The 24757-nt window shown below is 63.4% G+C and carries 24 protein-coding genes; 20 read left to right on the top strand and 4 right to left on the bottom strand.

Annotation, left to right across the window (positions count from 1 at the left end; genetic code table 11):
• Nucleotides 1-20: 20 nt before the first annotated feature.
• Together BGP00_RS05020 and BGP00_RS05015 are read right to left on the bottom strand one after the other, a co-directional pair.
• Complete coding sequence (locus tag BGP00_RS05020) at nucleotides 21-770, bottom strand: MotA/TolQ/ExbB proton channel family protein (protein ID WP_168603015.1); 750 nt, start codon at nucleotides 768-770, stop codon at nucleotides 21-23.
• Nucleotides 771-864: 94 nt separating this feature from the next.
• Nucleotides 865-1521 carry an energy transducer TonB gene (locus BGP00_RS05015; protein ID WP_168603014.1) on the bottom strand — a complete coding sequence of 219 codons (657 nt, stop codon included), beginning with the start codon at nucleotides 1519-1521 and terminating at the stop codon, nucleotides 865-867.
• Nucleotides 1522-2052: 531 nt separating this feature from the next.
• Here BGP00_RS05015 and BGP00_RS05010 point away from each other — a divergent pair.
• The 4 genes from BGP00_RS05010 (at nucleotide 2053) to BGP00_RS04995 (ending at nucleotide 6536) form a co-directional block, all read left to right on the top strand.
• Nucleotides 2053-2745 (top strand): hypothetical protein, encoded by a 693-nt coding sequence (locus BGP00_RS05010; RefSeq protein WP_292692950.1) that lies wholly within the window; start codon nucleotides 2053-2055, stop codon nucleotides 2743-2745.
• Between the two features lie 59 nt (nucleotides 2746-2804).
• Nucleotides 2805-4172 carry a homoserine dehydrogenase gene (locus BGP00_RS05005; RefSeq protein WP_168603012.1) on the top strand — a complete coding sequence of 456 codons (1368 nt, stop codon included), beginning with the start codon at nucleotides 2805-2807 and terminating at the stop codon, nucleotides 4170-4172.
• Nucleotides 4173-4461: 289 nt separating this feature from the next.
• The gene (glpX, locus tag BGP00_RS05000; RefSeq protein ID WP_168603011.1) at nucleotides 4462-5439 is read left to right on the top strand and encodes a class II fructose-bisphosphatase; all 978 of its coding nucleotides are present in this window, start codon (nucleotides 4462-4464) and stop codon (nucleotides 5437-5439) included.
• 161 nt (nucleotides 5440-5600) lie between these two features.
• On the top strand, nucleotides 5601-6536 hold the full coding sequence (locus BGP00_RS04995; protein ID WP_168603010.1) for a ribose-phosphate pyrophosphokinase: 936 nt from the start codon (nucleotides 5601-5603) through the stop codon (nucleotides 6534-6536).
• A gap of 35 nt (nucleotides 6537-6571) precedes the next feature.
• On the opposite strand, the gene BGP00_RS04990 is transcribed toward BGP00_RS04995, so the two are convergent.
• The gene (locus BGP00_RS04990; protein ID WP_168603009.1) at nucleotides 6572-7516 is read right to left on the bottom strand and encodes a helix-turn-helix domain-containing protein; all 945 of its coding nucleotides are present in this window, start codon (nucleotides 7514-7516) and stop codon (nucleotides 6572-6574) included.
• A gap of 172 nt (nucleotides 7517-7688) precedes the next feature.
• Here BGP00_RS04990 and BGP00_RS04985 point away from each other — a divergent pair, with 172 nt between their 5' ends.
• From BGP00_RS04985 to BGP00_RS04935, 11 genes are all read left to right on the top strand, one after another.
• Nucleotides 7689-8489: an inositol monophosphatase family protein gene (locus BGP00_RS04985; protein ID WP_292693151.1), complete on the top strand. Its 801-nt coding sequence runs from the start codon at nucleotides 7689-7691 to the stop codon at nucleotides 8487-8489.
• Nucleotides 8486-8890, top strand: a complete 405-nt coding sequence (locus BGP00_RS04980) for a gamma-glutamylcyclotransferase family protein (RefSeq protein ID WP_292692955.1) — start codon at nucleotides 8486-8488, stop codon at nucleotides 8888-8890. Before BGP00_RS04985 ends, BGP00_RS04980 begins: the two co-directional genes overlap by 4 nt.
• A 193-nt stretch (nucleotides 8891-9083) precedes the next feature.
• Nucleotides 9084-9287, top strand: a complete 204-nt coding sequence (gene rpmI / locus BGP00_RS04975; protein ID WP_168603007.1) for a 50S ribosomal protein L35 — start codon at nucleotides 9084-9086, stop codon at nucleotides 9285-9287.
• Nucleotides 9288-9301: 14 nt separating this feature from the next.
• Nucleotides 9302-9664, top strand: a complete 363-nt coding sequence (rplT, locus tag BGP00_RS04970) for a 50S ribosomal protein L20 (protein ID WP_168603006.1) — start codon at nucleotides 9302-9304, stop codon at nucleotides 9662-9664.
• A gap of 222 nt (nucleotides 9665-9886) precedes the next feature.
• Nucleotides 9887-10738, top strand: a complete 852-nt coding sequence (locus tag BGP00_RS04965; RefSeq protein WP_292692957.1) for a helix-turn-helix domain-containing protein — start codon at nucleotides 9887-9889, stop codon at nucleotides 10736-10738.
• Between the two features lie 100 nt (nucleotides 10739-10838).
• Nucleotides 10839-11951: a phenylalanine--tRNA ligase subunit alpha gene (pheS, locus tag BGP00_RS04960; protein WP_292692959.1), complete on the top strand. Its 1113-nt coding sequence runs from the start codon at nucleotides 10839-10841 to the stop codon at nucleotides 11949-11951.
• Between the two features lie 11 nt (nucleotides 11952-11962).
• A complete protein-coding gene (gene pheT, locus BGP00_RS04955; RefSeq protein ID WP_292692960.1) occupies nucleotides 11963-14350 on the top strand; it encodes a phenylalanine--tRNA ligase subunit beta in 2388 nt (795 codons plus the stop codon).
• Nucleotides 14351-14426: 76 nt separating this feature from the next.
• Nucleotides 14427-15311 carry an aldose 1-epimerase family protein gene (locus BGP00_RS04950; protein ID WP_292692963.1) on the top strand — a complete coding sequence of 295 codons (885 nt, stop codon included), beginning with the start codon at nucleotides 14427-14429 and terminating at the stop codon, nucleotides 15309-15311.
• A gap of 59 nt (nucleotides 15312-15370) precedes the next feature.
• On the top strand, nucleotides 15371-16915 hold the full coding sequence (locus tag BGP00_RS04945; RefSeq protein WP_292692966.1) for a peptide chain release factor 3: 1545 nt from the start codon (nucleotides 15371-15373) through the stop codon (nucleotides 16913-16915).
• Nucleotides 16916-17198: 283 nt separating this feature from the next.
• Nucleotides 17199-17537, top strand: coding sequence for a P-II family nitrogen regulator (locus BGP00_RS04940; protein ID WP_168603000.1), 339 nt, complete (start codon nucleotides 17199-17201; stop codon nucleotides 17535-17537).
• A 29-nt stretch (nucleotides 17538-17566) separates the two neighbouring features.
• A complete protein-coding gene (locus BGP00_RS04935; RefSeq protein ID WP_168602999.1) occupies nucleotides 17567-18979 on the top strand; it encodes an ammonium transporter in 1413 nt (470 codons plus the stop codon).
• A 201-nt stretch (nucleotides 18980-19180) separates the two neighbouring features.
• On the opposite strand, the gene BGP00_RS04930 is transcribed toward BGP00_RS04935, so the two are convergent.
• Entirely contained in the window at nucleotides 19181-19609 is a 429-nt protein-coding gene (locus BGP00_RS04930; protein WP_292692971.1) for a TIGR01244 family sulfur transferase, read from the bottom strand.
• Nucleotides 19610-19925: 316 nt separating this feature from the next.
• On the opposite strand from BGP00_RS04930, the gene BGP00_RS04925 reads away from it, so the two are divergent.
• The 5 genes from BGP00_RS04925 (at nucleotide 19926) to queC (ending at nucleotide 24680) form a co-directional block, all read left to right on the top strand.
• Nucleotides 19926-20690 carry a cold-shock protein gene (locus BGP00_RS04925; RefSeq protein ID WP_168602997.1) on the top strand — a complete coding sequence of 255 codons (765 nt, stop codon included), beginning with the start codon at nucleotides 19926-19928 and terminating at the stop codon, nucleotides 20688-20690.
• Nucleotides 20691-20942: 252 nt separating this feature from the next.
• The gene (locus BGP00_RS04920) at nucleotides 20943-22133 is read left to right on the top strand and encodes an aspartate aminotransferase family protein (protein ID WP_292692975.1); all 1191 of its coding nucleotides are present in this window, start codon (nucleotides 20943-20945) and stop codon (nucleotides 22131-22133) included.
• Complete coding sequence (gene argF / locus BGP00_RS04915) at nucleotides 22133-23059, top strand: ornithine carbamoyltransferase (RefSeq protein WP_292692977.1); 927 nt, start codon at nucleotides 22133-22135, stop codon at nucleotides 23057-23059. Before BGP00_RS04920 ends, argF begins: the two co-directional genes overlap by 1 nt.
• 8 nt (nucleotides 23060-23067) lie before the next feature.
• The gene (locus BGP00_RS04910) at nucleotides 23068-23937 is read left to right on the top strand and encodes an Hsp33 family molecular chaperone HslO (RefSeq protein ID WP_292692980.1); all 870 of its coding nucleotides are present in this window, start codon (nucleotides 23068-23070) and stop codon (nucleotides 23935-23937) included.
• A 44-nt stretch (nucleotides 23938-23981) separates the two neighbouring features.
• Nucleotides 23982-24680 (top strand): 7-cyano-7-deazaguanine synthase QueC, encoded by a 699-nt coding sequence (gene queC, locus BGP00_RS04905; protein ID WP_292692982.1) that lies wholly within the window; start codon nucleotides 23982-23984, stop codon nucleotides 24678-24680.
• The last annotated feature ends 77 nt before the right edge of the window (nucleotides 24681-24757 follow it).

Genomic DNA, 24757 nt, shown 5'->3' with positions numbered 1-24757 from the left:
CCCGGATGCAACCTCATGTCTTACTTCTTGGCGGCGGGAGCCGGAGCAGCCTTCACCGGGGCAGCAGCCACGGCCGGCTTGATGGCGCCCTTCGAGTTGATGTAGGCCAGCACGTCAGCCGAGAAGCCCGTCAGCAGCTCGTTGATGCGCTTGTTGCGCGACTGCAGGAAGTTGTAGGCAAGCACGGCAGGCACAGCGACGAGCAGACCGATGGCGGTCATGATCAGAGCTTCACCCACGGGGCCGGCAACCTTGTCGATCGAGGCCGAACCGGCCAGACCGATGGCGATCAGAGCGCGGTAGATGCCGACCACGGTACCGAACAGACCCACGAAAGGAGCGGTCGAACCGACGGTGGCGAGGAAGGGCAGGCCGCGGGCCAGGAAGGCGCCGATCGAGGCTTCGGTGCGGGCCAGCGACGAGTGGACCCAGTCGTGGGCTTCGAGGCTGTCGGCCATCTTGCCGTGGTTTTCTTCGGCCAGGATACCGGCTTCGACGATGTCACGGAACGGGCTGGTCTTTTCCAGCTTGGCGGCGCCTTCCTTGAGCGAAGCGGCCTTCCAGAACGTGCCCAGAGCCTTGTACTGCTTGAGGATCTTCGACTGGTCCGACCAGCGGGTGAACAGCACGAAGAACGAACCGAACGAGAAAATCGCCATGATGGTCACGGTCGACTGAGCGATCAGACCGCCCTGTTCCAGGGCTTCCTTGAAGCCGAACTTGTTCTGCGGAGCCGCGCCAGCAGCGGCGGTCAGAATGTCAATAAGCATGCGATGGTCCTCTCAAAGGGCTCTCGAGTAGAGAATAGGGTCATTTACAGTAGGGACCGGGCCTTCATGCCGCAGATCCCCTGGGGAGTGTGGCTCAGTCCTTCGGGATGACCCACTTCACGCGATTGGCATAAACGCCGGTGGTGGGCTGGCCTTCGCCATCCTTGGCGGGCGCAAAGCGCGCGCGGCTGGTGGCGTATTTGCAGGTGGCAGCATCCAGTTCGGCATTGCCCGAGCTGGCCGTGATTTCACAGCCCGACACGCGCCCGTCAGGGGCCACGGTCAGCTTGAAACCCGTCGTGCCCTGCACACCTTCACGCAGGGGGCGCGAAGGATAGTCCTCAGGCGTCACCCAGTTGGCGGGGTTGCCCTTGGGGGCAGCGCCAACAGGCGTGAAACGCGGCGGCGGCGGCGCCGAAGGCGCAGGCGGTGCCAGCACAGGGGCAGGCGGCGCCGGCGGCGGGGCAACCGAAACCGTCTCGATCACGGGCGCGCTGACGGGCGCCACGTTCACCGGCGGCGGCGGAGCGACGATCGGCGGCGGCGGAGCGTCCTTCGGCGGCGGCGGAGGCGGTGGCGGCGGTTTCTCCTCTTGCTTGATATCGACAGTCGTCACTTTTTTCATGACCTTCTGGACGGCCGAGTAGGCAAGACCAGAGACCAAGGCATAACCAACGACGATGTGAATCAAGGCAACGATGATAATGGCGGTAAGGCGATTACCGCTCAATTGTTGATCAGCGTAGGCCATTCAGACGCATCACTCCATACAAAAACCCGGGCAAGCCCCGGGCCGACCATGAACCGAACCCGAAGGCGAAGTCCATGGGGAAAAGCTCATATCCACCCTGCCGGATTTACCGGATATTCGCCAAATGCCTTATGTGTCGGCTTTCGGCGAACGCATCGGCCCCCTTTGTTGGGGGTCCGCTTTTTTGCCAATCCTAGCCACCTTGCCGACTCGGCGCAACGCCTTATGCGCAGGGGGGTGGGGTTCAGGCAAAATTCATTTGTGTTAAAGCCTATCTAACAGGCACCCTTGGGGGCCTTTTGCAGGGGTCATGCGCCAATGGCGAATTTTTCGGAGTTTTCCGCGATGTTTCAAGGCATCCGAGCATGGAAATCGGCTTGCTTTGCGGCTCTATTGCCGCTGTTTGTTCCGGTGTCGGCGGGGGCTCAGGAGCCCCTTACGCAAAATGTCGTACAATCGTATGCTGACCTTGTTGGTCTGGCCGAATCGTCGCCTTTGGTCGTCTTCGCCGAGCTGAAAAAGGTGATTCCCATGCCTCTGCCGCGTGAGACGTCGCCCTTTTTGACCGTCCAGCGCGCCTATGTCGAGGCGCAGGGAATTGATTTGTTGAGCGGAACCGGCTCGGTTTCGGCCTCGGTGCGCTATCTGGCCGATGTCCGGCTCGATTCGCGCCACAAAATTCCCAATCCGCGCAAACAGATGGTGCTGATCTTTGCCCGTCCCGGCACCACGCCGGGCGATATCCAGCTGGTTTCGCCCGATGCCCAACTGCCCTGGAGCCAGCCGCTCGAGGCGCAGGTCCGCAAGATTCTGGCCGATCTGGCCGCCCCTGATTCGCCGCCCCATATTACGGGAATCAATATGGCGCTCTATCAGCAGGGCGATCTGGCAGGCGAAGGCGAGACGCAGATCTTCCTGACCACGGCCAAGGGCACGCCCGCGGCCATCATTGTCCAGCACAAGCCGGGCCAGCCCTCGCGCTGGAGCGCGTCCTTCTCCGAAGTGGTCGATGCGGCCAATGCCCCGCCCGCGCAAGGCACGCTGGAATGGTATCGTCTGGCCTGCTCGCTGCCCGAAACGCTGCCCGCTTCGGCCAATCTGGGCGAAACGCAGGAGGCCAAGGATCAGGCTGTCGCCGATTACCTGCTGGTGCGCCGCGATCTGGGGCCTTGCACGCGCACGCGGGTGGCGTGGGGCGGGGATATTGCCAAACCGGCCAAATAGGCTTGCTGGCAATCCAATTGCCCCCTAGGTGGCGCATCGTCAAATCCAAGGATTCCACGATGACCGATACTGTCGACAGCGCCACCCTTTCGCCCCAATCCGGCAAGCCGCCGCTGCGCATTGCGCTTGCGGGCCTTGGCACGGTGGGCGCGGGCGTCATTCGGCTGGTGGAGGCCAATGCCGATCTGATCGCGCGGCGCGCAGGCCGCCCGATCAAGGTTTCCGCCGTTTCCGCACGCGATCGCGGCAAGGATCGCGGCGTCGATCTTTCTCCCTATGCGTGGGAAGACGACATGACCGCGATGGCCGCGCGCGATGACGTGGACGTGGTGGTCGAACTGGTCGGCGGGTCGGACGGCCCGGCGCTGGTGCTGGCGCGCAATGCGATTCGCCATGGCAAGGCGCTGGTGACGGCCAACAAGGCGATGATCGCCCATCACGGCATGGCGCTGGCCAAGGAAGCCGAAGCGCAGGGTGTGGCCATGCGTTTTGAAGCAGCCGTGGCGGGCGGCATCCCGGTCATCAAGGGCCTGCGCGAAGGTGCGGCGGCCAACCGGGTCGAGCGCCTCTACGGCATCCTCAACGGCACCTGCAATTACATCCTCTCGACGATGGAAGATACCGGCCGCGATTTCGCCGAGGTGCTTTCCGAGGCGCAGGCCAAGGGCTATGCCGAGGCCGACCCGACCTTTGACATCGAAGGCATCGACGCGGCGCACAAGCTGTCCATCCTGTCGGCCATTGCGTTCGGCGCCAAGATCGACTTTGGCAGCGTAGACACGCAGGGCATCAGCCGCATCCTGGCCGCCGATATCGCCCAGGCCGATTCGCTGGGCTATTGCATCCGCCTGATCGGCACCGCCGAGGCCGACGCCGGACCCGAGGGTACGCCGGGCCTGTTCCAGCGCGTTGCGCCCCATCTGGTGCCTTTCGACAATCTGCTCGCCCATGTCGATGGCCCGACCAATGCGGTCGTGGTCGAGGGTAATTTCTCGGGCCGCCTGCTGTTTCAGGGCGCGGGCGCGGGTGACGGTCCGACCGCTTCGGCGGTGGTGGCAGACCTGATCGACATCGCGCGCGGCATGGACACCGGGTTTGAGGCCGACATGGCCTTTTCGATCCCCGTTGATGGTTTGGAAGACATGGCCCCGGCGCCTGCCGGTCATCGCCTTGGCCGCGCCTATATCCGCTTCCTCGTGGCGGATCGTCCGGGCGTGCTGGCCGAAATCACCGCCGCGATGCGCGATGCGGGCGTTTCCATCGAGAGCCTGATCCAGAAAGGTCAGGCCAGCAAGGACGGGGCGGTCATCGTCGCCATCGTCACGCATGAAGTGCCCGAGGCGGCCGTGGCAAAGGCGCTGGCGCTGCTCGAAGGTTCGCCCAGCCTGGTAGGCCAGCCGTTGGTCATGCAGATTCTGGGCGCGTAAGGCGACGCATTTGCTCCGCCGAAATCCGGGAGCAAATGCGCAGTAACTCAGACAATTTCGACGCCGGGGGCCATGCCCTCGGCGTTTTTCTTTGTCGGCTCAATAACTGGGTTCGTATGTTGCCCGTTTTGGACCTTTGACTTCGCGTTTGCGGCATTTGTCCGCTCGACAACCGGCCTATGCATAGGTAAGCGGACGTGTCTGCATAGGTATTCACAACGTGCATTCACACTGCCGACCAACAGGTCCGGCATAGGGGCCATACATTCCTGAAGGAATCGGACAGATTATGAGCGCTACTCCTGCCAGCAAGATTCTCGACCGCGTTCTGGTGCTTGAAATGGTGCGCGTGACCGAAGCGGCCGCCATCGCCTCGGCCAAGCTGATCGGGCGCGGCGACGAGAAGGCCGCCGATGCCGCCGCGGTCGAAGCCATGCGCGAGAAGCTCAACGAACTCTATATCGACGGCACCGTGGTGATCGGCGAGGGTGAGCGCGACGAGGCGCCGATGCTCTATATCGGCGAAAAGGTCGGCGCGGCGCTGGGCAAGGGCCCCAAGATCGACATCGCGCTCGACCCGCTGGAAGGCACGACGATCTGCGCCAAGGCCGGACCGAACTCGCTGGCCGTGCTGGCGATCGCCGAAGAGGGCGGGCTGCTCAATGCGCCTGACACCTATATGGACAAGCTGGCGGTGGGGCCGGGCTATCCTGATGGCATCATCGATCTGGCCAAGAGCCCGACCGAGAACGTCAAGGCCGTGGCCGCCGCCAAGGGCGTGGCGCCCGAGGACATCGTGGTCTGCGTGCTGGACCGTCCGCGCCACACCGACCTTATCGACGAACTGCGCGCGCTTGGCTGCGGCGTCTATCTGATCGGCGACGGCGACGTGGCGGGCGTGATCGCCACCACCAACACCGAAGAAACCAACATCGACATGTATATGGGCCAGGGCGGCGCGCCGGAAGGCGTGCTGGCCGCAGCGGCGCTGCGCTGTGTCGGTGGCCAGTTCAAGGGCCGTCTGGTGTTCCGCAATGACGATGAAAAGGCCCGCGCCTACAAATGGGGCATCACCGATCTCAACAAGATCTATGACCTGACCGAGCTGGCCAAGGGCGACTGCATCTTTGCCGCCAGCGGCGTGACCGACGGCTCGCTGCTGAAAGGCGTGAAGCGCACGCGCGGCGGCCGTCTGACCACCGAAAGCGTGGTGATGCGCGCCAGCACCGGCACCGTGCGCTGGGTCAAGGGCGACCGCCGGGCGTAATCGGTACTGCGAATAACACAAAGGGGGCAGGGGTTTGCGCCGCTGCCCCCTTTTGTATGTGCGGCAAACCTTGCAATCCTGCCGTTCTTGGCTAGAGGCACGCGCGAGGGAAGCAACGCGGCGGCTGAGTCTTTCGTGCCGCGTGCAGTGGAGATACGCGAATGAAGATCCTTGCCGGTAACGGTAACCTGCCGCTGGCGCGCGCGATTGCGGGCTATCTGGAACTGCAATTGACGGATGCCAGTGTGCGCCGTTTTGCCGATGAAGAAGTCTTCGTCGAAATCCACGAAAACGTGCGCGGCGAGGATGTCTTCGTCGTTCAGTCGACCGCCTATCCCGCGAACGACAATCTGATGGAACTGCTGATCTGCATCGACGCGCTGCGCCGCGCTTCGGCCAAGCGGATCACGGCGGTCGTCCCCTATTTCGGCTATGCCCGTCAGGACCGCAAGCCCGGCCCGCGCACGCCGATCTCGGCCAAGCTGGTGGCCAATCTGATCACCACGGCGGGCGCCGACCGCGTGCTGGCGGTTGACCTCCATGCGGGTCAGATCCAGGGCTTCTTCGACATTCCCACCGACAACCTGTTTGCCGCCCCCGTGATGGCCGCCGATATTCTGGCGCGCAATGGCGATGATGGGCTGATGGTGGTTTCGCCCGACGTTGGCGGCGTGGTGCGCGCCCGCGCGCTGGCCAAGCGTCTGAACAATGCCCCGCTGGCCATCGTGGACAAGCGCCGCGACAAGCCGGGCGTGTCGGAGGTGATGAACATCATCGGCGACGTCAAGGGCCGCACCTGCATCCTGATCGACGACATCATCGATTCGGGCGGCACCCTGTGCAACGCGGCGCAGGCGCTGATGGATGCGGGCGCCGCTTCGGTCACGGCCTATATCACCCATGGCGTGCTGTCGGGCGCGGCGGTCTCGCGCGTTAACAATTCGGCGCTCAAGGAACTGGTCATCACCGACTCGATCCTGCCCACCGAGGAAACGCAGAAGTCGGACAAGATCCGTCTGCTGACCATCGCTCCGCTGATCGGCGAGGCGATCCGCCGTATTGCGGATGAAAGCTCGGTGTCGAGCCTGTTCGACTAAGACTTGCAAGGCCCTCTGCCGCCGGCAGGGGGCCTTTATTGCCAGGGGCGGTTGCCCCCCGGCGGCACGCGTTCCAGCGCCTCCAGCCTTTTGGCCTGCCGCGATTCCAGCGCCAGCGTCAGCAGCGGATTGGGCGTGCGCACAAAGCGGCGCGGGGTCACGCCGAACAATTCGGTAAATTCGCGCGTCATCTGCGCCTGATCGAAATAGCGCAGGATCAGTTCCTCGGCCTCGGCCTCGTCCGCCACGCCGTGCAGATGGCTGGCCATGTCCAGCGCGCGGGCGCGGCGCATCACCTGCTTGGGCGGCATACCGAAATCGCGCCGCACAATCCGCTCCAACTGTCGCGTACTGATCGCCATTTCGGCGGCGAAATCGCTGATGCTGGCATTGGGATTGGCAAAGGTCAGCGCCTCAAAGGCGGTGCTGATCGGATTGGGATACGGACGGCCCAGCTTTTCCACCAGCAGCCGGAAGCGGCGCTCCAGCAGATCGGCGATCGCCACAGGGTCCTCGGTATGGCTGAAGGCGGCCAGCGTTTCTTCGCTGTTGAGTCCGTAATGTTCGAGCGGGACCAGCCGGTTGACCATCTCATGCGCGCTGCGGCCAAAGAGCGCATAGCCCGCCCCCGCCTTCAGCGCATAGCCGATGGACAGAAAGCTGCCCTCGACGGTGATGGGCATGATCTTGCTTTGCGGGCCAAAAATCAGCGCGGCGCGGCCAAGATGGTGGACACCGTCGGCGGTATGGGCGGTCCATTTGCCGCCCAGTTGAATACGCACCATCGAACTGTCGTTGAAGATGCCAGAAGACAGGCAGTAATCAGGCGGCAGATTGACCGGCGTGACATAGATCCGCCCCAGCCACGGCGCCAGATCGGGCGCGGGCGCCCGATTATAGGACAGCGGTTGGCCCTTGCTTGACCGGCCGACCAGCGGTGTCACCGCTGCATCAAGGGCCGGTTTGGTTGGCTTGAGCATAGATTTTGGACCCAGTATTCGTTTTTGTTGTAAAAATAATTTCCAGAACCTGTGTAGTTCAATTTCCCCTGCGTGCGGCTTTGTCAACCGATTGTCACGTTATATTGCTGTGCTGCTGCCACCTGCGGCTTGACCGCAACCCATGGGCAAAGGCACAAGCGGCGCCATGAAACTGAACCTCGATGCTGACATTGCACTGGCCCAACGTCTTGCCGATGCGGCGGGCGCGGCGATCCGCCCCTATTTCCGGTCCGGCGTGGCCTCCGAGCGCAAGGAAGACGCCAGTCCCGTCACTCTGGCCGATCAGGCCGCCGAAGAGGCCATGCGCGCGATCCTGCGCGCCGAGCGTCCCGATGACACGATCATCGGCGAGGAATATGGCGTGACGGCCGGAACATCGGGGCGCAGTTGGGTGCTGGACCCGATTGACGGTACGGCGGGGTTCCTTGCGGGCCGCGCGATCTTCGGCACGCTGATCGCGCTGGTGATCGAGGGCTGGCCGGTGCTGGGCGTGATCGACCAGCCGATTGCGGGCGAGCGCTGGGTGGGCGCATCGGGCCGCAAGACGACGTTCAATGGCCAGCCGGTCAGCACCCGCCGTTGCCGCGAATTGTCCGACGCCACCATCGCCACCACCGGCCCGCATTATTTCAGCGACCATGAGGGCGAGCATTTCATGGGTCTGGCCGCCAAGACCGATTATCGCCGGATGGTGATGGGCGGCGACTGCTATAATTACGCGATGCTGGCCAGCGGCCATCTCGACATCGTGTGCGAGGCGGGGCTCAAGCTGCATGACTGGGCGGCGCTGGTGCCGGTGGTCGAGGGCGCGGGCGGCCTGATGTGCGACTGGAACGGCGATCCGCTGCATGCCGGGTCGACCGGCCATGTGCTGGCGCTGGGCGATCCGGCGCGGCAGGATGATGCGGTCGAGGCGCTGGCCTGTACCCATGATCACCACCACGAGCATTGAGCCTGCACTTCTTCTTCTATGGAACATTGATGGCGGGCATGGGCAACCGGCATGAACGGGCGGCCCATGCCTTGCTGGACAAGGGCCGCGCGGCCAGTGCGCGCGGGCGGCTCTATGCGGTGCCCGATCCGGCGGGGTGGTATCCGGCGCTGCTGCCGGGTGCGGGGGTGGTGCGGGGCATGGTCCATCGCGCCGGGCCGCGTTTCGATGCGCGGGCGCTGGCCCGGATAGATGCCTATGAAGGGCGCGAATACCGGCGCGGGACGGTGAAGTTGGGCAAGGTCACCGCCTGTGCCTATATCTGGCGCGGACCTTTGCCGCGCGGGGCATGTCGGATCGCCTGTGGCGATTTTCGCGTCTGGCTGGCGGCGCGCCGGGGGCGGCGAGCCTATGGCGCCTAACTCGCGCCGCCCGCAAATATCTCCGCCGCCCGCAGCAGATCGGCCAAGGCGCTTGCATTTGCCCGGCGATGCCCCTAAGGGCCGCCCCTTCAACCGGTTCGGAGGATTTGTCGCAAGGCAGATTCGCTCGCCTGCCTGGCCATCAAGGGCTGCCACGGCAAGCGGGACGGACCGCTAGATCAAGGAGATGAAAATGCCCAAGATGAAGACCAAGAGCGGTGTGAAGAAGCGCTTCAAGATCACCGCCACCGGTAAGGTCAAGCATGGCGTCGCTGGCAAGCGTCACCGTTTGATCAGCCATAATTCGAAGTACATCCGTCAGAACCGTGGCACCGAGGTGATCTCCGACGCGGACGCGAAGGTGATCAAGAAGTGGGCGCCCTACGGGCTGAACTGAGGAGTTACTGAGTTATGGCACGTGTCAAAAGGGGTGTTACCACCCGCGCCAAGCACAAGAATATTCTGGAACAGGCCAAGGGTTACCGCGGTCGTCGCAAGAATACGATCCGCGTTGCTCGTCAGGCCGTTGAAAAGGCCGGCCAGTACGCTTACCGCGACCGCAAGGTCAAGAAGCGTACCTTCCGCGCTCTGTGGATCCAGCGTATCAACGCTGCGGTTCGCGCCGAAGGCCTGACCTATTCGCAGTTCATCAACGGCATCAAGCTGGCTGGCATCCAACTGGACCGCAAGTCGCTGGCCGATCTGGCGCTGAACGAAGCGGCCGTGTTCTCGGCTGTTCTGGCTCAGGCCAAGGCTGCTCTGCCCGCCGCGTAAGCGCGCAGGCCGATTGGACAGAAAGGGCGCGGGGGGATTTCTCCCGCGCCTTTTTTGTTGCCCTGCGTCCAGAGGTGAACTTGCCTTCACATCATCGATGCGTCATGCATGGCGCCAAGGTTCGCAATAAAGATAAGGCCAAAAGATGAGGCCAAGAGACAAGGGATGCCATTGACGCGCGGATCATCGGTCCGGGCCAGGTTCTTTGCCCCGCCGGCGGAATTGGCCCGCTACTTTACGAGTTTCTATCTGGCCGAGATCGATCTCGCGCCCGGCGAGCGCGTGGTTGATTATCTGCATCCCGAATGGGCCAATCTGCGCTTTTCCTCGGGCGGGCCGCTGGCCGCGCACAATACGCGGGGCATGGGCATTGCCGATTGCCATTTCGCGGTGACAGGCCCGAGCGGCCATGCGGTGCGTTTCGAGGTCGGGCCATGCAGGATCTGGGGCGTGGGCCTGTTGCCGCTGGGCTGGGCGCGATTTGTCGGCCTGCCTGCGGCGGAACTGGCCGATGCGGTGCTGGACGGGGCCGACCATGATGGCTTTGCGCCCTTCATGCCGCTGGCCGAGGCGATTTTCGGGCCGGAGCCGGATGTCGAGGGCGAATTGGCGCGGATCGGCCGCTTCTTTGCCGAATGGCCATCCGACGGCGCGGGCGATGATCAAAGGGTTCAGGCGATCCATGCGGCCATGATCGACCCGGCGGTGTCCAGTGTGGCCGAAATGGCGCGCCGCGCCGGGGCGAGCGCCCGCACGGTCGAGCGCCTGTGCCAACAATCCTTCGGCTTTGGCCCCAAATATCTGCTGCGCCGCCAGCGTTTCATGCGCAGCCTTGCCCAGTTCATGCTTGACCCCTCGCTGAAATGGATCGGGGCGCTGGACGGGCATTATCACGATCAGGCGCAATTCGTGCGTGAGTTTCGCCAGTTCATGGGCATGACCCCGCGCGAATACGCCCGGATGCCGCATCCGATCATCGAGGCCTTTGTGCGCGAACGGGCGCGGATTGCGGGCGCGGCGGTGCAGGCGCTGGACGGGCCGGACGGCGCGCGGCTGGGGCGCTGCTCATCTTGACGCCGCGCGGTTAGGCGCGGTTGATCTTGACGCCGCGCCGCCCTAGAGGGTGCTGGCGCATGGCCCGATGCCGGCGCGCCCATCAGCAGACGGACAGAGCATGGATTACGAAAGTCTCGGCGCACAGGCGCTCGACAGCATTGCAAAGGCGCAGGATCTGGACGCGCTGGAGGCGCTGCGCGTGGCGTTTCTGGGCAAGCAGGGTTCGATCTCGGGCCTGCTCAAAACGCTGGGCGGGATGAGTCCGGAGGAGCGCCAGACCACGGGGCCCAAGATTCATGCGCTGCGCGAAGGCGTGACGAATGCGCTGGCCGACAAGAAGGCCGCTCTGGAAGCTGCCGCGCTGGAGGCCAGGCTCGCCGCCGAGACGGTCGATCTGACCCTGCCCGCGCCGGAAAGCGCCCGTGGCAGCGTGCATCCCGTCAGCCAAGTGATGGACGAACTGGCCGAGATCTTTGCCGATCTGGGCTTTGCCGTCGCCACCGGGCCGGAGATCGAGGACGACTGGCACAATTTCACCGCGCTCAACATGCCCGAAAGCCATCCGGCGCGCGCGATGCATGACACCTTCTATATAGACAAGGCCGCCAGCGGTTATGAAACCGAGCAGGACATGGTGCTGCGCACGCATACCAGCCCGGTGCAGATCCGCGCGATGCTGGCCGCGGGCGGCGACAAGCCCTTGCGCATCATCGCGCCGGGCCGCGTCTATCGCAGCGATTCCGATGCCACCCATACGCCGATGTTCCATCAGGTCGAAGGCCTGGTGATCGGCAAGGACATCACGCTGGCGCATCTGAAATGGACGCTGGAAACCATGCTCAAGGCGTTTTTTGAGCGGGACGATATCGTGCTGCGCCTGCGCCCGTCCTATTTCCCCTTCACCGAACCCAGCGTCGAGGTCGACACCGGCTATTCCTATGTCGACGGCCGCCGCGTGGTGGGTGGTTCGGGCGATGCGCCGGGCCATGCGTGGATGGAGCTGCTGGGGTCCGGCATGGTCAATCGCCATGTGCTGACCGCGGGCGGTTATGATCCGGATCAGTGGCAGGGTTTTGCCTTTGGCGTGGGCGTCGATCGCCTCGCCATGCTGAAATATGGGATGAACGATTTGCGGGCCTTCTTTGATGGCGATGCGCGCTGGTTGGGCCATTACGGCTTTTCCGGCCTTGATGTGCCGACCCTTTCGGGCGGCGTTGGCGTACAGGCATAAGGGGCTTCCGCATGAAATTCTCTCTCTCGTGGCTGAAAGCCCATCTGGAAACCGAAGCGACTGTTGAACAGATCGCGGGCAAGCTGAACGCCATCGGCCTTGAAGTCGAAGGCATCGAGGACCCGGCGGAAAAGCTGAAGGGCTTTCGCGTTGCGCGCATCCTGACCGCCGAGCGTCATCCCAATGCCGACAAGCTGCAGGTGCTGAGCGTCGATACCGGCGAGGGCGCGCCCTTGCAGGTGGTCTGCGGCGCGCCCAATGCGCGGGCCGGATTGGTCGGCGTGCTGGGCCTGCCGGGGGCTGTGGTGCCCGCCAATGGCATGGTGCTCAAGGTTGCCGCCGTGCGCAGCGTCGAATCGAACGGCATGATGTGTTCGATGCGCGAACTGGAATTGGGCGAGGGCCATGACGGCATCATAGAATTGCCCGAAGACGCTCCGGTCGGCACCGCTTTCGCAGAATATCACGGCGCCGATCCGGTGTTCGACATTTCGGTCACGCCCAACCGTCCTGATTGCATGGGCGTCTATGGCATCGCGCGCGATCTGGCCGCGGCTGGTCTGGGCTTTCTCAAGCCCATCGCCGCGCCGGGGATTGCCGGTTCCTATGCCTGCCCGGTTGAAATCCGCACCGAGGATGAGGATGGCTGCCCCGCCTTTTATGGCCGCACCATCAAGGGCGTGAAGAATGGCCCCAGCCCGGAATGGCTGCAGGCTGCGCTCAAGGCTGCTGGCCAGCGGCCGATTTCGGCGCTGGTCGACATCACCAATTATGTGATGCTGACCTATGGCCGCCCGGCCCATGCCTATGATCTGGCTAAGCTGTCGGGCGCGGTCGTGGCCCGCCGCGCGGTTGCGGGCGAGCAATGCCTTGCGCTCAATGGCAAGACCTATGATCTGAACGAGAGCATGACTGTAATCGCCGATGCGGCGGGCGTGCATGACATTGCCGGGATCATGGGCGGCGAGCATTCGGGTTGCAGCGATGACACCGCCGATGTCCTGCTCGAAATCGCCTATTTCACGCCCGAGCGGATTGCCGCCACGGGTCGCGCGCTGAACCTGACCTCTGACGCCCGCGCGCGGTTTGAGCGCGGGGTGGACCCGGCTTTCCTTGACACCGGGCTTGATCTGCTGACGGGCCTGATCCTCGAGATCTGCGGCGGCGAGGCATCCGAAGTGGTGCGCGCCGGTGCTGCGCCCGCCACGCCCAAGACCGTGGCTTTTGATCCTGCGCTGGTGACCAAGCTGGGCGGCGTGGAGATTGCGGGCGATGAGCAGAAGCGCATCCTTGCCGCGCTGGGCTTTACGGTGGGCGATGACTGGGCCGTGACCGTGCCGGGATGGCGCCCGGATGTCGATGGCGCGGCCGATATTGTTGAGGAAGTGGTGCGTATCCACGGCCTCGACGGGATCGAGAGCGTGCCTTTGCCGCGTGAGGATGGCGTGGCCAAGCCGACCGCGACCCCGGTGCAACGCCAAGAGCGCCGCCTTCGCCGTGCTGCTGCCGCGCGCGGGCTGAACGAGGCGATTACGTGGTCGTTCCTGCCTGAGGGTGAGGCGGAGCATTTTGCTGAAGGCGTGCTCTGGCGTCTGGCCAATCCGATCAGCGAAGACCTGAAAGTCATGCGTCCCAGCCTGATCCCGGGTCTGCTGAGCGCGGCCAAGCGCAATCTGGCGCGTGGGGGCTCCTCGCTGCGCCTGTTTGAAATCGGTCGCCGCTATTTGCGCGATGCCAATGGCAAGGGTGCGGAACGGCTGACGCTGGCTGTGGTGCTGGCGGGGGACAAGACCCCGCGCGGCTGGGCGACGGGCAAGGCGCAGGCGTTCGACGCTTTCGACGCCAAGGCCGAGGCGCTGGCCTTGCTGGCCGAGGCGGGCGCGCCGGTGGATAACCTCCAGATCATGGGCGAGGCAGGGGCGCAGTTCCACCCCGGCCAGTCGGCGACCTTGCGGTTGGGGCCCAAGAATGTGTTGGCGCGTTTCGGCATGTTGCACCCCACCACGGCCAAGGCGTTTGATCTCGATGGTCCGGTGGCGGTGGCGGAAATTTTCCTCGATGCCATTCCGGGCAAGAAGGGGGCCGCTGGTTTCGCTCGCGTCAATTATGCGCCCCCGGCCCTGCAGGCGGTGAAGCGCGATTTCGCCTTCCTCGTTCGCGCCGATTTGCCTGCGGGCGACCTGCTGCGCGCGGTGAAGGGCGCGGACAAGGCGAATATCATCGCTGCGCGCGTCTTCGACGATTTCCGGGGGCAGGGCGTGCCCGAGGGCCAGAAGTCGCTGGCCATCGAGGTCACGCTGCAGCCTGCGGAAAAGAGCTATAATGACGCCGACCTGAAGGCCATTGCCGACAAGGTGACGGCGGCGGCGGCCAAGCAGGGCGCGGTTCTGCGCGGTTGAACGCCAAGGGGTTGAAAGAAAAGGGCGCTGCGGGCATTCTCGCAGCGCCTTTTTTGTTGGCCGGATGGGGAATGGTGTGAGCGAAGAACTGGTGAGCCTTGTTTCGGGCGAATGGCGCGCCTTGATCCATCCGCTGGGCGCCGAACTGCAATCGCTGCGCGATGGGGCGGGGCGGGAATATATGACCGATGTCGATCCGGCCTATTGGACGGGCCATGCGCCTTTGCTCTTTCCGATCATCGGCGCGCTGCGGGGCGATGCGTTTCGGCATGAGGGGCGCGAATATACCCTGCCGCGCCACGGTTTCGCGCGGCGCAGCCGGTTTGCGATTGCCGCCCGGAGCGAGGATGCGGTGACGTTCGCGCTGGAGGACAGCGAGGCGACGCGGGCGGTTTACCCCTTCGCTTTCCGGCTGGAGATGGCGTTTCGCTTGCATGGCGGGGCGCTGCATATGGCCGCCACGGTGCATAATCGCGGCGAGGCGGTGATGCCTTTCAGCTTTGGCTATCATCCGGCCTTTGCCTGGCCTTTGCCGGGTGGAGGCGAAAAAACCGCCCACCACATCATCTTTGAAAAGGATGAGCCCGAGCAGATCCGCCGCCTCAGCAAGGCCACGGGCGAATTGCTGCCGGGCGGCGAGGCGACGCCGGTGGCGGGGCGCGAACTGGCGCTGCATGAAACTCTGTTTGAGGCCGATGCGATGGTTTGGACCGGGCTGGCCAGCCGCGCCTTGCGCTATACCTCTCCGCAAGGCCCCGCGCTCGATATTGCCTTTCCCGACAGCCCCGACCTTGGCCTGTGGCAGGTGCCGGGCGCGCATTATCTGTGCATCGAGCCATGGGCGGGCTATGCGGACCCGCTCGGCTTTGACGGAGAGATTGGCCAGAAGCCGGGGATTGTCCTGTTGCCGCCGGGTGAAAGCCGCAGCTTCCGCATGGATGTGCGTGTAAGCGCGGGATAGGCGCCAAGCGCGCAAGCGCGGGATAGACGAAAAGCCCGCCGCCATGTAAGCGCGCGCGCATGACTGACGCCTTTGCCACCCGCCGCACCTTTGCCATCATCTCGCACCCTGACGCGGGCAAGACCACGCTGACCGAAAAGCTGTTGCTGAACGGCGGCGCGATTCACTTGGCGGGCGAGGTGAAGGCGCGCGGCGCGGCGCGGCGTGCCCGGTCTGACTGGATGAAGATCGAACAGCAGCGCGGGATTTCGGTGACCTCCTCGGTCATGACCTTTGCCCGCGAGTTTGAAGGGCTGGGGCATATCACCTTCAACCTGCTCGACACGCCGGGCCACGAGGATTTTTCCGAGGATACCTATCGCACGCTGACGGCGGTCGATTCGGCGATCATGGTGATCGATGCGGCCAAGGGTATCGAGCCGCAGACGCGCAAGCTGTTTGAAGTGTGCCGGATGCGCAATGTGCCGATCATCACCTTCGTCAACAAGGTGGACCGCGAAGGCCGCCCGGTGTTCGAGATTCTGGACGAGGTGGCCGATGCGCTGGCGCTGGACGTTTCGCCGCAAAGCTGGCCCGTCGGCATGGGCGGCACGTTTGAGGGCATCCTTGACCTGAACAGCGGGCGTATCAGCCGCCCCGAGGGCGACAGCCGCGAATTTCTGGGCAAGGTCGATCATGAGCCGGTGCCGGAGGAATTTGCCGAGGAGATCGAGCTGGGTCAGGCGGGCTATCCCGAATTTAATCTTGAGGCCTATCGGCATGGCGATCTGACGCCGGTGTTCTTTGGCTCGGCGCTGAAGAATTTCGGTGTGGCCGAATTGATCGAGGCCATCGCCCGCATCGCGCCCCCTCCGCGCCCGCAGCCCAGCGAAGCGGGTGTGATCGATCCGTCGGGCAATGAGGTGACGGGCTTCATTTTCAAGGTGCAGGCCAATATGGACCCGATGCACCGCGACCGCATCGCTTTCATGCGTCTGGTTTCGGGCACATTCAAGCGCGGGATGAAGCTGACGCCATCCGCGTTGGGCAAGCCGATTGCGGTGCATTCGCCGATCCTGTTCTTTGCGCAGGACCGCGAGATTGCCGATGAGGCCCAGCCCGGCGATATCATCGGCATTCCCAACCATGGCACTTTGCGCGTGGGCGATACTTTGTCGGAAACGAACAAGGTGCGCTTTACCGGCCTGCCCAATTTCGCGCCGGAAATCCTGCGCCGCGTTCAGCTCAAGGACCCGACCAAGACCAAGCAACTCCGCAAGGCTCTCGATGATCTGAGCGAAGAGGGCGTGATTCAGGTCTTCTATCCCGAAATCGGTGGCCAGTGGATCGTGGGCGTGGTGGGCCAGCTTCAGCTCGACGTGCTGATTTCGCGACTGGAGGCTGAATATAAGGTAGGCGCCATGCTGGAGCCCGCGCCTTTCGATACGGCGCGCTGGGTGAAGGGCGATGCCAAGGCGCTGTCCGACTTTGCCGAATTCAACCGCGCCAATCTGGCCAAGGACCGCGATGGTGATCCGGTGTTCATGGCGCGATCGTCGTGGGATGTGTCCTATCAGCAGGAGCGCAACCCCGAGCTGACCTTTTCCGCGACCAAGGAGCGGTAAGGGCATTACCCGCTTTTGCGGTTTCGACAGGCGCGTCGGGACATAAGTTCCGGCGCGCCTGTTTTTTGCGCGTGCGGGATGTTTGACGGCTTTTGCCTCCAAAACGCTGCCTAATTTTTGAGCAGATGCATAGGAATCGGGCGCAGGCCGGGCCTGATTAACCACCAGACGGGGCAATCGCCTTGGCGAATCCCTGCGAATCTCAAAAAACCCTAAATTGGCACACCCCTTGCTAGGTATGTGGCATACCGGCGCTGGGCCGGTTGGCTAATAGGGGATAGGCATGAAGTTCATCATCGCCATCATCAAGCCGTTCAAGCTCGACGAGGTGCGTGAAGCCCTCGGCGCACTTGGGGTCGCCGGTCTGACGGTGTCCGAAGTGAAGGGCTTTGGTCGGCAAAAAGGGCAAACCGAGATCTATCGCGGTGCCGAATATTCGACCAACATGCTGCCCAAGGTGAAGATCGAGATCGCCGCCAGCGACGAACTGGCGCCGCGCGTGGTCGAAACCATCCAACAGGCCGCCAGCACCGAAGCCATCGGCGATGGCAAGATCTTCGTGCTTGATCTGGCCTCGGCCGTCCGCATCCGCACCGGTGAAACCGGGGATACCGCTCTGTGAGCGGCGCTAGCCTTAGGAGTGAACCCACTATGATCCGCAAGATGATTTGCGGCGCTGGGGCTTTGGGCGCATCGCTCTTTGCCGCCACCACCGCTTTTGCGCAGGCAGCGCCGATCAAGGCGCCGACTGCCGAACAGATGGCCACCATGGTCAACAAGGGCGACAACACCTGGATGCTGATGTCCTCGGTGCTGGTGCTGCTGATGAGCATCCCCGCTCTGGCGCTGTTTTACGGCGGTCTGGTCCGCACCAAGAACATGCTCAGCGTGCTGATGCAGGTGTTCATGATCGTTTCGGTGGCGGCCCTGGTGTGGGTCTGCTGGGGCTATTCGATGGCCTTTACCGGCGGTTCGCCCTTTGTCGGCGGCTTCTCCAAGGCGTTTCTGATGGGCGTTTCGGCCAGCACCTATGCGGCCACTTTCTCGAACAACGTCTATCTGCCCGAATACACCTATGTCATCTTCCAGATGACCTTCGCCTGCATCACGCCGGCGCTGATCGTGGGCGCCTTTGCGGAACGCGTGAAGTTCACGCCGCTGATCATCTTCACGGTGCTGTGGCTGACCTTCATCTATTTCCCGATGGCCCACATGGTGTGGTATTTCGCTGGTCCCGACTTCCTGTCGGCCAACACGTCTGACGCCGGCTATCTCTATGGTCTTGGCGCTCTGGACTTTGCGGGCGGCACCGTGGTGCACATCAACGCCGGTATTGCCGGTCTCGTCGGCTGCCTCGTGATCGGCAAGCGCGTGGGCTTTGGCAAGGAAGCCACCCCGCCGCACTCGCTGACCATGACCATGATCGGCGCCTCGCTGCTGTGGGTTGGTTGGTTCGGCTTCAACGCCGGTTCGAACCTGGAAGCCAATGGTCTGGCCTCGCTCGCCTTTATCAACACCTTCGTCGCCACCGCCGCTGCCGCTGTCAGCTGGTCGCTGGTGGAACAGGTCAAGCATGGCAAGCCCTCGATGCTGGGCGCTGCTTCGGGTGCTGTGGCCGGTCTGGTGGCCATTACGCCGGCCTCGGGCTTTGCCGCTCCGATGACCTCGATCGTGCTGGGCCTGGTGGTTTCGCCGATCTGCTTCTTCTTCGTCTCGACCGTGAAGAACAAGCTCAAGTATGACGATACGCTCGACGTTTTCGGCGTGCACTGCATCGGCGGTATCGTCGGCGCCATCGGCACCGGCATCGTCGCCGACCCCTCGCTGGGCGGCCAGGGCTGGGTTGATTACACCGTGTTCCCCTCGAAGGCCGGCACCTATGACATGGTTGCCCAGGTCATCACCCAGATCAAGGCTGTCGTCCTGACGCTGGTGCTCTCGGGCGGTGGTTCGGCGATCCTGTTCTTCGCTCTGGACAAGACCATCGGTCTGCGTCCCTCGGAAGAAGCCGAGCGCGAAGGCCTCGACATCACCGAGCACGGCGAACGCGCCTACAACTACTAAGTTTCAAAAGTTTGGCGGGGCCGGGGATCTCCTCCCTCTCCTCCTCCCCGGTCCCGCCTACCGATGTTCCTCCTGCGAACGACAAACTTACAAAGGGCCGGAGCCAGCCGCTCCGGCCCATTTTTTATGCGCAGATCGAGGATATGGAAAAGGCCGGAGCGGTGGGCTCCGGCCTTTTCGCGTTTGGATATCGGTGGTGGTTCAACCGGCCTGCGCGGCCAGCATGTCCATCAGCGGGCGCACCGGGCTGACGTCATAGCCGGCCGAGGCGGCCTGCGCGGTGACCTCGTCAAGGTCCGCGCCGAGGCTGGCCTGCGCCAGCGACCAGAGCAGTGTCGAACGCGTGCCCGACCGGCAGTAGGCCAGGATTTTGCCGTCGCCCTTGAGCGCCTCGGCCATGGCGGACACCTGAGCCTGGCTGAAACCGGCATGGGTGACGGGGATGGCGACATAGCCCATACCCGCGGCGGCGGCGGCCTGCGCGATGGCGTCGCCCGGCGTCTGGTCGTCGCTTTCGCCTTCGGGGCGGTTGTTGATGATGAGGGTGATGCCCTGCGCGGCGGCGGCATCGACATCGGCAAGGCTGATCTGCGGGCTGGCCCAGACACGCTGGGAAATCTGACGGAACATGATCGTCTCCTGATCCTGGTAGGCGCGAAGGCGGAGGGGGCGCGCCAAAGGGCTGGATTCGCTCTGCCAAGGGGCGGGGAATCAGACAAGCGGGGATTTGCGCAAGGCGGCTGAGTCGCGGTCTTGGCGCATTATTTTCGGATATTCTTGGGGATGTGCACGATTCTATTCGCTATGACCTGGAATTTAGGATATGCCGGAGAGTGCAGAGGAGAGGGTCGCGTGTTTTGCGCGGCTGCTTGCCCTGTCGTTTGGTGTGATTCGTCCTCGCGCCACGCGATTTGGATCAGGGCGAAGCGAAGGTGCTTTCGGTTTTATGGGTTTTGATAGAGGGCGTCGCGGCAGGGGCCGAGACAAGCGCGACGGGTTCGGCGAAGAAGGTTTCGATCCCTTCATGGGCGGTGGCGACCGCTTTGGTGGTGGCGACCGTTTCGGCGGCGGTGACCGCTTTGGCGGCGGCCGTGATCGCGGCGGCTTCGGCGGCGGTGATCGTGGCGGCTTCGGCGGCGGCCCGCGTGGCGGCGGCTTTGGCGGCGGCGGTGGCGGCGGCTTCGGCGGCCCGCGCGGCGGCGGCGGTGGCGGCATGCCTGCCCAGGTCGTTGGCCAGGGCAAGGGCGTCGTGAAGTTCTTCAACGCTCAAAAGGGTTTTGGCTTCATCCAGCGTGAAGACGGCGGCGAAGATGTGTTCGTGCACATCAGCGCGGTCGAACGCGCCGGTCTTGAAGGTCTGGCCGAAGGTCAGGGTCTGGAATTCACGCTGGTGGATCGTGGCGGCAAGGTGTCGGCCAGCGATCTGTCGGTTGTGGGTGATGTGATCGCGGTCGCCAAGCGCGAACCCGCTGCTCCCCAGCGCCAGCTGACCGGTGAAAAGGCCACCGGCACGGTCAAGTTCTTCAACGCGATGAAGGGCTTCGGCTTCATCACGCGTGATGACGGCCAGCCCGATGCCTTCGTGCACATCAGCGCGGTCGAACGTTCGGGTCTTCGTGAAATCAACGAAGGCGACCGTCTGGAATTCGACATCGAAGTCGATCGACGAGGCAAGTACTCGGCGGTCAACCTCTCGCCGCGTCAGGGTTGATCCCGAACCTCTTGCCTTCAAGAGGACGCACGGCCCCCAATGGGTTAAAACCTGATTTCCTTTAAGGACAGGTTTGACCCGGGGGCGGCGACAGCATAAACGCGCGCAAATGGCGGCAGGTCCGAAGGATTCGCTTCGGGTCGCCGCCATTTCGCGTTTTCAGCTTCCGCCGAAATATTCTACCGAACATTGTCTGGATTGAAGAGCGGCCCCGCAATCCTGGGGCCATTCTGGAATGCAAAGGAACTATCGATGACCATTTCGCCGTTGATGCCTGTTTACCCCCGGACCGCCTTTCGGCCGGTGCGCGGTGAGCATTGCCATCTGATTGGCGAGGATGGCCGCCGATATCTGGACTTTGCCGCCGGGATCGCCGTCAATCTGCTGGGCCACAGCCATCAAGGGCTGATTTCCGCGATTCAGCAACAGGCCGCGACGCTGATGCATGTGTCGAACCTGTATGGCAGCCCGCATCAGGAAAGCGTGGCCAAGCGGCTGGTTGAACTGACCTTTGCCGACACGGTGTTCTTCACCAACTCGGGCGCCGAGGCGGTGGAATGCGCTATCAAGACCGCGCGCGCCTATCATCAGCACATCGGCAATCTCGACAAGTACGAGCTGATCACCTTCAAGGAGGCGTTCCACGGGCGCACCATGGGGACGATCTCGGCATCGAATCAGGAAAAGATGCATAAGGGCTTTCTGCCCATCCTGCCCGGTTTCAAATATGTCGATTTCGGCGATCTGGAAGCGGTGAAGGCGGCCATCGGCCCCAACACCGGCGGCATCATGATCGAGCCGATTCAGGGCGAGGGCGGCATCAAGGTGCCCAGCGACGAGTTCCTGCAGGCTCTGCGCGCGCTGTGCGACGAGCATGATCTGATGCTGATCTTTGACGAGGTGCAGTGCGGCGTGGCGCGTACCGGCACGTTCTATGCCTATGAGCAGTTCGGCGTGGTGCCCGACATTCTGGCGACGGCCAAGGGCATTGGTGGCGGCTTCCCGCTGGGCGCCTGTCTGGCCAGTGAGAAGGCCGCGCGCGGCATGGTGGCGGGCACCCATGGCAGCACCTATGGCGGCAACCCGTTGGCGATGTCGGCGGCCAATGCCGTGCTGGACGCAGTGGCCAATGAGGAATTCATGGCCCACGTGCGCGATATGGGCGCCAAGCTGACCAGTCGTCTGGAACAGTTCATCGGCAATTATCCCGATCTGTTCGAGCTGGTGCGTGGGCGCGGCCTGATGCTAGGCCTGAAGATGAAGGTCGAGCCGCGGCCTTTCGTCGCCCACCTGCGCGACAATCACCAGTTGCTCTGCGTTTCGGCGGGCGACAAGACCATGCGCATTCTGCCGCCGTTGGTGATCGACGAGAGCCATATCGACGAGTTCATGGAAAAGCTCTCGGCTGCGGCCGCCAGCTATCAACCTGAAGAGGTGGCGTGATGGCGCGGCATTTCCTCAACCTCTCGGATGCGGGAGGGGATGCGGTCGTCGCGATGTTGAATGACGCGCTCGACCGCAAGCGGGCGCGCAGCAGCTGGACCAAGGGGCGCGTCGATGCCGATGCGCCTTTGGACGGCCATGTGTTGGCGATGATCTTTGAAAAGAACTCGACCCGCACGCGCGTGTCCTTCGATATGGCGATGCGCCAGTTGGGCGGCAGCGCCATCGTGATGGACGCAGGCGGCATGCAACTGGGTCGCGGCGAGACGATTGCCGACACCGCTCGCGTGCTCAGCCGCATGGTCGATGCGATCATGATCCGCACCAATGATCACGCCAAGATCGAGGAACTGGCCCATTACGCCGATGTTCCGGTGATCAACGGGCTGACCGATGCCTCGCATCCGTGTCAGATCATGGCCGATCTGCTCACCCTGCTGGAGCGCGGTGTGGCGTTGCCCGGCATGGAAATGGCTTGGCTGGGCGATGGCAACAATGTGCTGCACTCGCTGATCGAGGCGGCGGGGCTGCTGAAGTTCAACATTCGCGTCGGCGGCCCCAAGGGCTTTGAGCCGGATGCTGCTTTTGTTGAACAGGCGCGCACGCTGGGGGCGAAAATCACCTTTACGCAGGATGCTGCCGAAGCGGCGCGTGGGGCGCAGGTGGTGGTCACTGATACCTGGGTGTCGATGGGCCAGCCCGGTGGTGATGCCGTCATCAAGGCGATGGAGCCCTATCAGGTCAATGATGGCCTGATGGCGCAGGCGGCGCCGGGGGCTTTGTTCCTTCACTGCCTGCCCGCCCATCGCGGCGAGGAAGTGAGCGACAGCGTGATCGACAGCGGGCAAAGCGTCGTCTGGGATGAGGCGGAAAACCGCATTCATGCCCAGAAATCGGTGCTGCGCTGGGCCTTTGGCCAATTGTGAGCACGGGCATGGATTGCGTTCTGCACTTCACCATCCCGTCGCGCGATGCACGGGGGCGGGCGGTTCGGCTCGGCCCCGTGCTCGACCTTGTGCAATCGGCCCATGATTATCCGCCGCCGATCCGCAAGCTGCTGGCCGAGGCGCTGGTGCTGGGCGCGCTGATGGGGTCCTTGCTGAAGGATCAGGACAGCCAGTTGACCATGCAGGCGCAGACGCAGGATGGCGTGGTCGATCTGCTGGTTTGCGATTATCGCAATGGCGAGGTGCGCGGCTATGCGCGCCACGACGAGGAGCGTCTGGCCGCGCTGGGGCCGAACCCGACTCTGCATGACCTGTTCGGCAAGGGCTATCTGGCGATCACCTTCGATCTGGCCGTGACCAAGCAGCGTTATCAGGGGGTCGTGCCGCTGGAGGGCGATTCTCTGGCGCAGGCTTGTCAGGCCTATTTCATCCAGTCCGAGCAGGTGCCGACGCTGATTCGCGTGGCGACATCGGATGTGGGCGGCCATTGCGTGGCCGGCGGGCTGCTGGTGCAGCATTTGCCCGATGGTGAGGAAGGGCGCGCGCGACTGCATGTGCAGTTGGACCACCCGCATTGGGAGCATGTTGCCGTTCTGGCCGGATCGACTCGCGACGCTGAACTGGTGGATAAGGATCTGGCTCTCGACCAGCTGGTCTGGCGCCTGTTCCACGAGGAGAGCGAAGTGCGCGTGTCTGAAGATGCGCCTCTCAAGCGCGGCTGCCGCTGCAGCGAAGAGCATTATCGCTCGATCCTCTCGCGTTTTGGCGAGGGCGAATTGGCCGAAATGCGGGATGAAAATGGCCAGATCATCATTGATTGCGCCTTTTGCTCAAGGCTTTTCCCGATTTCGATGTAAGGTGGCGTGGCTGGTTCGGGCCTTGCCGCAATAGAGATGGAAATATGACCCAGACTGATGTTCCCGCAGGCCGCAAGGCGGTTGTCCTGCTCTCGGGCGGGCTGGATTCGATGGTTTCGGCGGGGCTGGCGCGTGAGGCCGGTTATGAAATCTATGCGCTGACCATCGATTACAACCAGCGCCACGCATGCGAGATTGATGCGGCCAAGGTGCTGGCCAAGGAATTGGGGGCGGTGCGCCATGTGGTGCTGCCGCTCGATCTGCGCCAGTTTGGCGGGTCGGCGCTGACCGATGATATTGATGTGCCCAAGGACGGGCTGGAGCCGGGGATTCCCGTCACTTACGTGCCTGCGCGCAATCTGGTGTTTCTGTCGCTGACGCTGGCCTGGGCCGAAGCGGTTGGCGCGCGGGATATTTTCATCGGGGTCAATGCGCTCGATTATTCCGGCTATCCCGATTGCCGTCCGGAATTCATCGCGGGTTTTACTGAAGTCGCGCGTTTGGCGACCAAGGCGGGGGATGAGGGCGGCGAGTTTGTGATCCATGCGCCGCTCCAATTCCTTGGCAAGGGCGATATCGTTCGCGAAGCGGCTCGGTTGGGGCTGGATGTGGCACTCAGCTGGTCCTGCTATGATCCTCAACCGGATGGCTCGGCATGCGGCCTGTGTGACAGCTGCCGTCTGCGTCTGGGCGGTTTTGCTGAGGCGGGGCTTCAAGACAAATTGCGCTATGCCGTAAAGTAAATCGATCGCTTGCCATTTCCCAAACACAATTAAGGCCGGGCTCCTTTCGGAGTTCCGGCCTTAATTGTGTCTAAGGT

The organism is Novosphingobium sp. 63-713 (assembly GCF_001898925.1).
Lineage (GTDB): Bacteria > Pseudomonadota > Alphaproteobacteria > Sphingomonadales > Sphingomonadaceae > Novosphingobium.
This window is presented reverse-complemented; position numbering and strand designations above follow the sequence as displayed.

What these genes read in the sequence shown, in the direction of transcription:
- BGP00_RS05020 (WP_168603015.1), bottom strand. Translation starts at nt 770, where the DNA reads ATGCTTATTGACATTCTGACCGCCGCTGCTGGCGCGGCTCCGCAGAAC.
- BGP00_RS05015 (WP_168603014.1), bottom strand. Translation starts at nt 1,521, where the DNA reads ATGGCCTACGCTGATCAACAATTGAGCGGTAATCGCCTTACCGCCATT.
- BGP00_RS05010 (WP_292692950.1), top strand. Translation starts at nt 2,053, where the DNA reads ATGCCTCTGCCGCGTGAGACGTCGCCCTTTTTGACCGTCCAGCGCGCC.
- BGP00_RS05005 (WP_168603012.1), top strand. Translation starts at nt 2,805, where the DNA reads ATGACCGATACTGTCGACAGCGCCACCCTTTCGCCCCAATCCGGCAAG.
- glpX (WP_168603011.1), top strand. Translation starts at nt 4,462, where the DNA reads ATGAGCGCTACTCCTGCCAGCAAGATTCTCGACCGCGTTCTGGTGCTT.
- BGP00_RS04995 (WP_168603010.1), top strand. Translation starts at nt 5,601, where the DNA reads ATGAAGATCCTTGCCGGTAACGGTAACCTGCCGCTGGCGCGCGCGATT.
- BGP00_RS04990 (WP_168603009.1), bottom strand. Translation starts at nt 7,516, where the DNA reads ATGCTCAAGCCAACCAAACCGGCCCTTGATGCAGCGGTGACACCGCTG.
- rpmI (WP_168603007.1), top strand. Translation starts at nt 9,084, where the DNA reads ATGCCCAAGATGAAGACCAAGAGCGGTGTGAAGAAGCGCTTCAAGATC.
- rplT (WP_168603006.1), top strand. Translation starts at nt 9,302, where the DNA reads ATGGCACGTGTCAAAAGGGGTGTTACCACCCGCGCCAAGCACAAGAAT.
- pheS (WP_292692959.1), top strand. Translation starts at nt 10,839, where the DNA reads ATGGATTACGAAAGTCTCGGCGCACAGGCGCTCGACAGCATTGCAAAG.
- pheT (WP_292692960.1), top strand. Translation starts at nt 11,963, where the DNA reads ATGAAATTCTCTCTCTCGTGGCTGAAAGCCCATCTGGAAACCGAAGCG.
- BGP00_RS04945 (WP_292692966.1), top strand. Translation starts at nt 15,371, where the DNA reads ATGACTGACGCCTTTGCCACCCGCCGCACCTTTGCCATCATCTCGCAC.
- BGP00_RS04940 (WP_168603000.1), top strand. Translation starts at nt 17,199, where the DNA reads ATGAAGTTCATCATCGCCATCATCAAGCCGTTCAAGCTCGACGAGGTG.
- BGP00_RS04935 (WP_168602999.1), top strand. Translation starts at nt 17,567, where the DNA reads ATGATCCGCAAGATGATTTGCGGCGCTGGGGCTTTGGGCGCATCGCTC.
- BGP00_RS04930 (WP_292692971.1), bottom strand. Translation starts at nt 19,609, where the DNA reads ATGTTCCGTCAGATTTCCCAGCGTGTCTGGGCCAGCCCGCAGATCAGC.
- BGP00_RS04925 (WP_168602997.1), top strand. Translation starts at nt 19,926, where the DNA reads ATGGGTTTTGATAGAGGGCGTCGCGGCAGGGGCCGAGACAAGCGCGAC.
- BGP00_RS04920 (WP_292692975.1), top strand. Translation starts at nt 20,943, where the DNA reads ATGACCATTTCGCCGTTGATGCCTGTTTACCCCCGGACCGCCTTTCGG.
- argF (WP_292692977.1), top strand. Translation starts at nt 22,133, where the DNA reads ATGGCGCGGCATTTCCTCAACCTCTCGGATGCGGGAGGGGATGCGGTC.
- BGP00_RS04910 (WP_292692980.1), top strand. Translation starts at nt 23,068, where the DNA reads ATGGATTGCGTTCTGCACTTCACCATCCCGTCGCGCGATGCACGGGGG.
- queC (WP_292692982.1), top strand. Translation starts at nt 23,982, where the DNA reads ATGACCCAGACTGATGTTCCCGCAGGCCGCAAGGCGGTTGTCCTGCTC.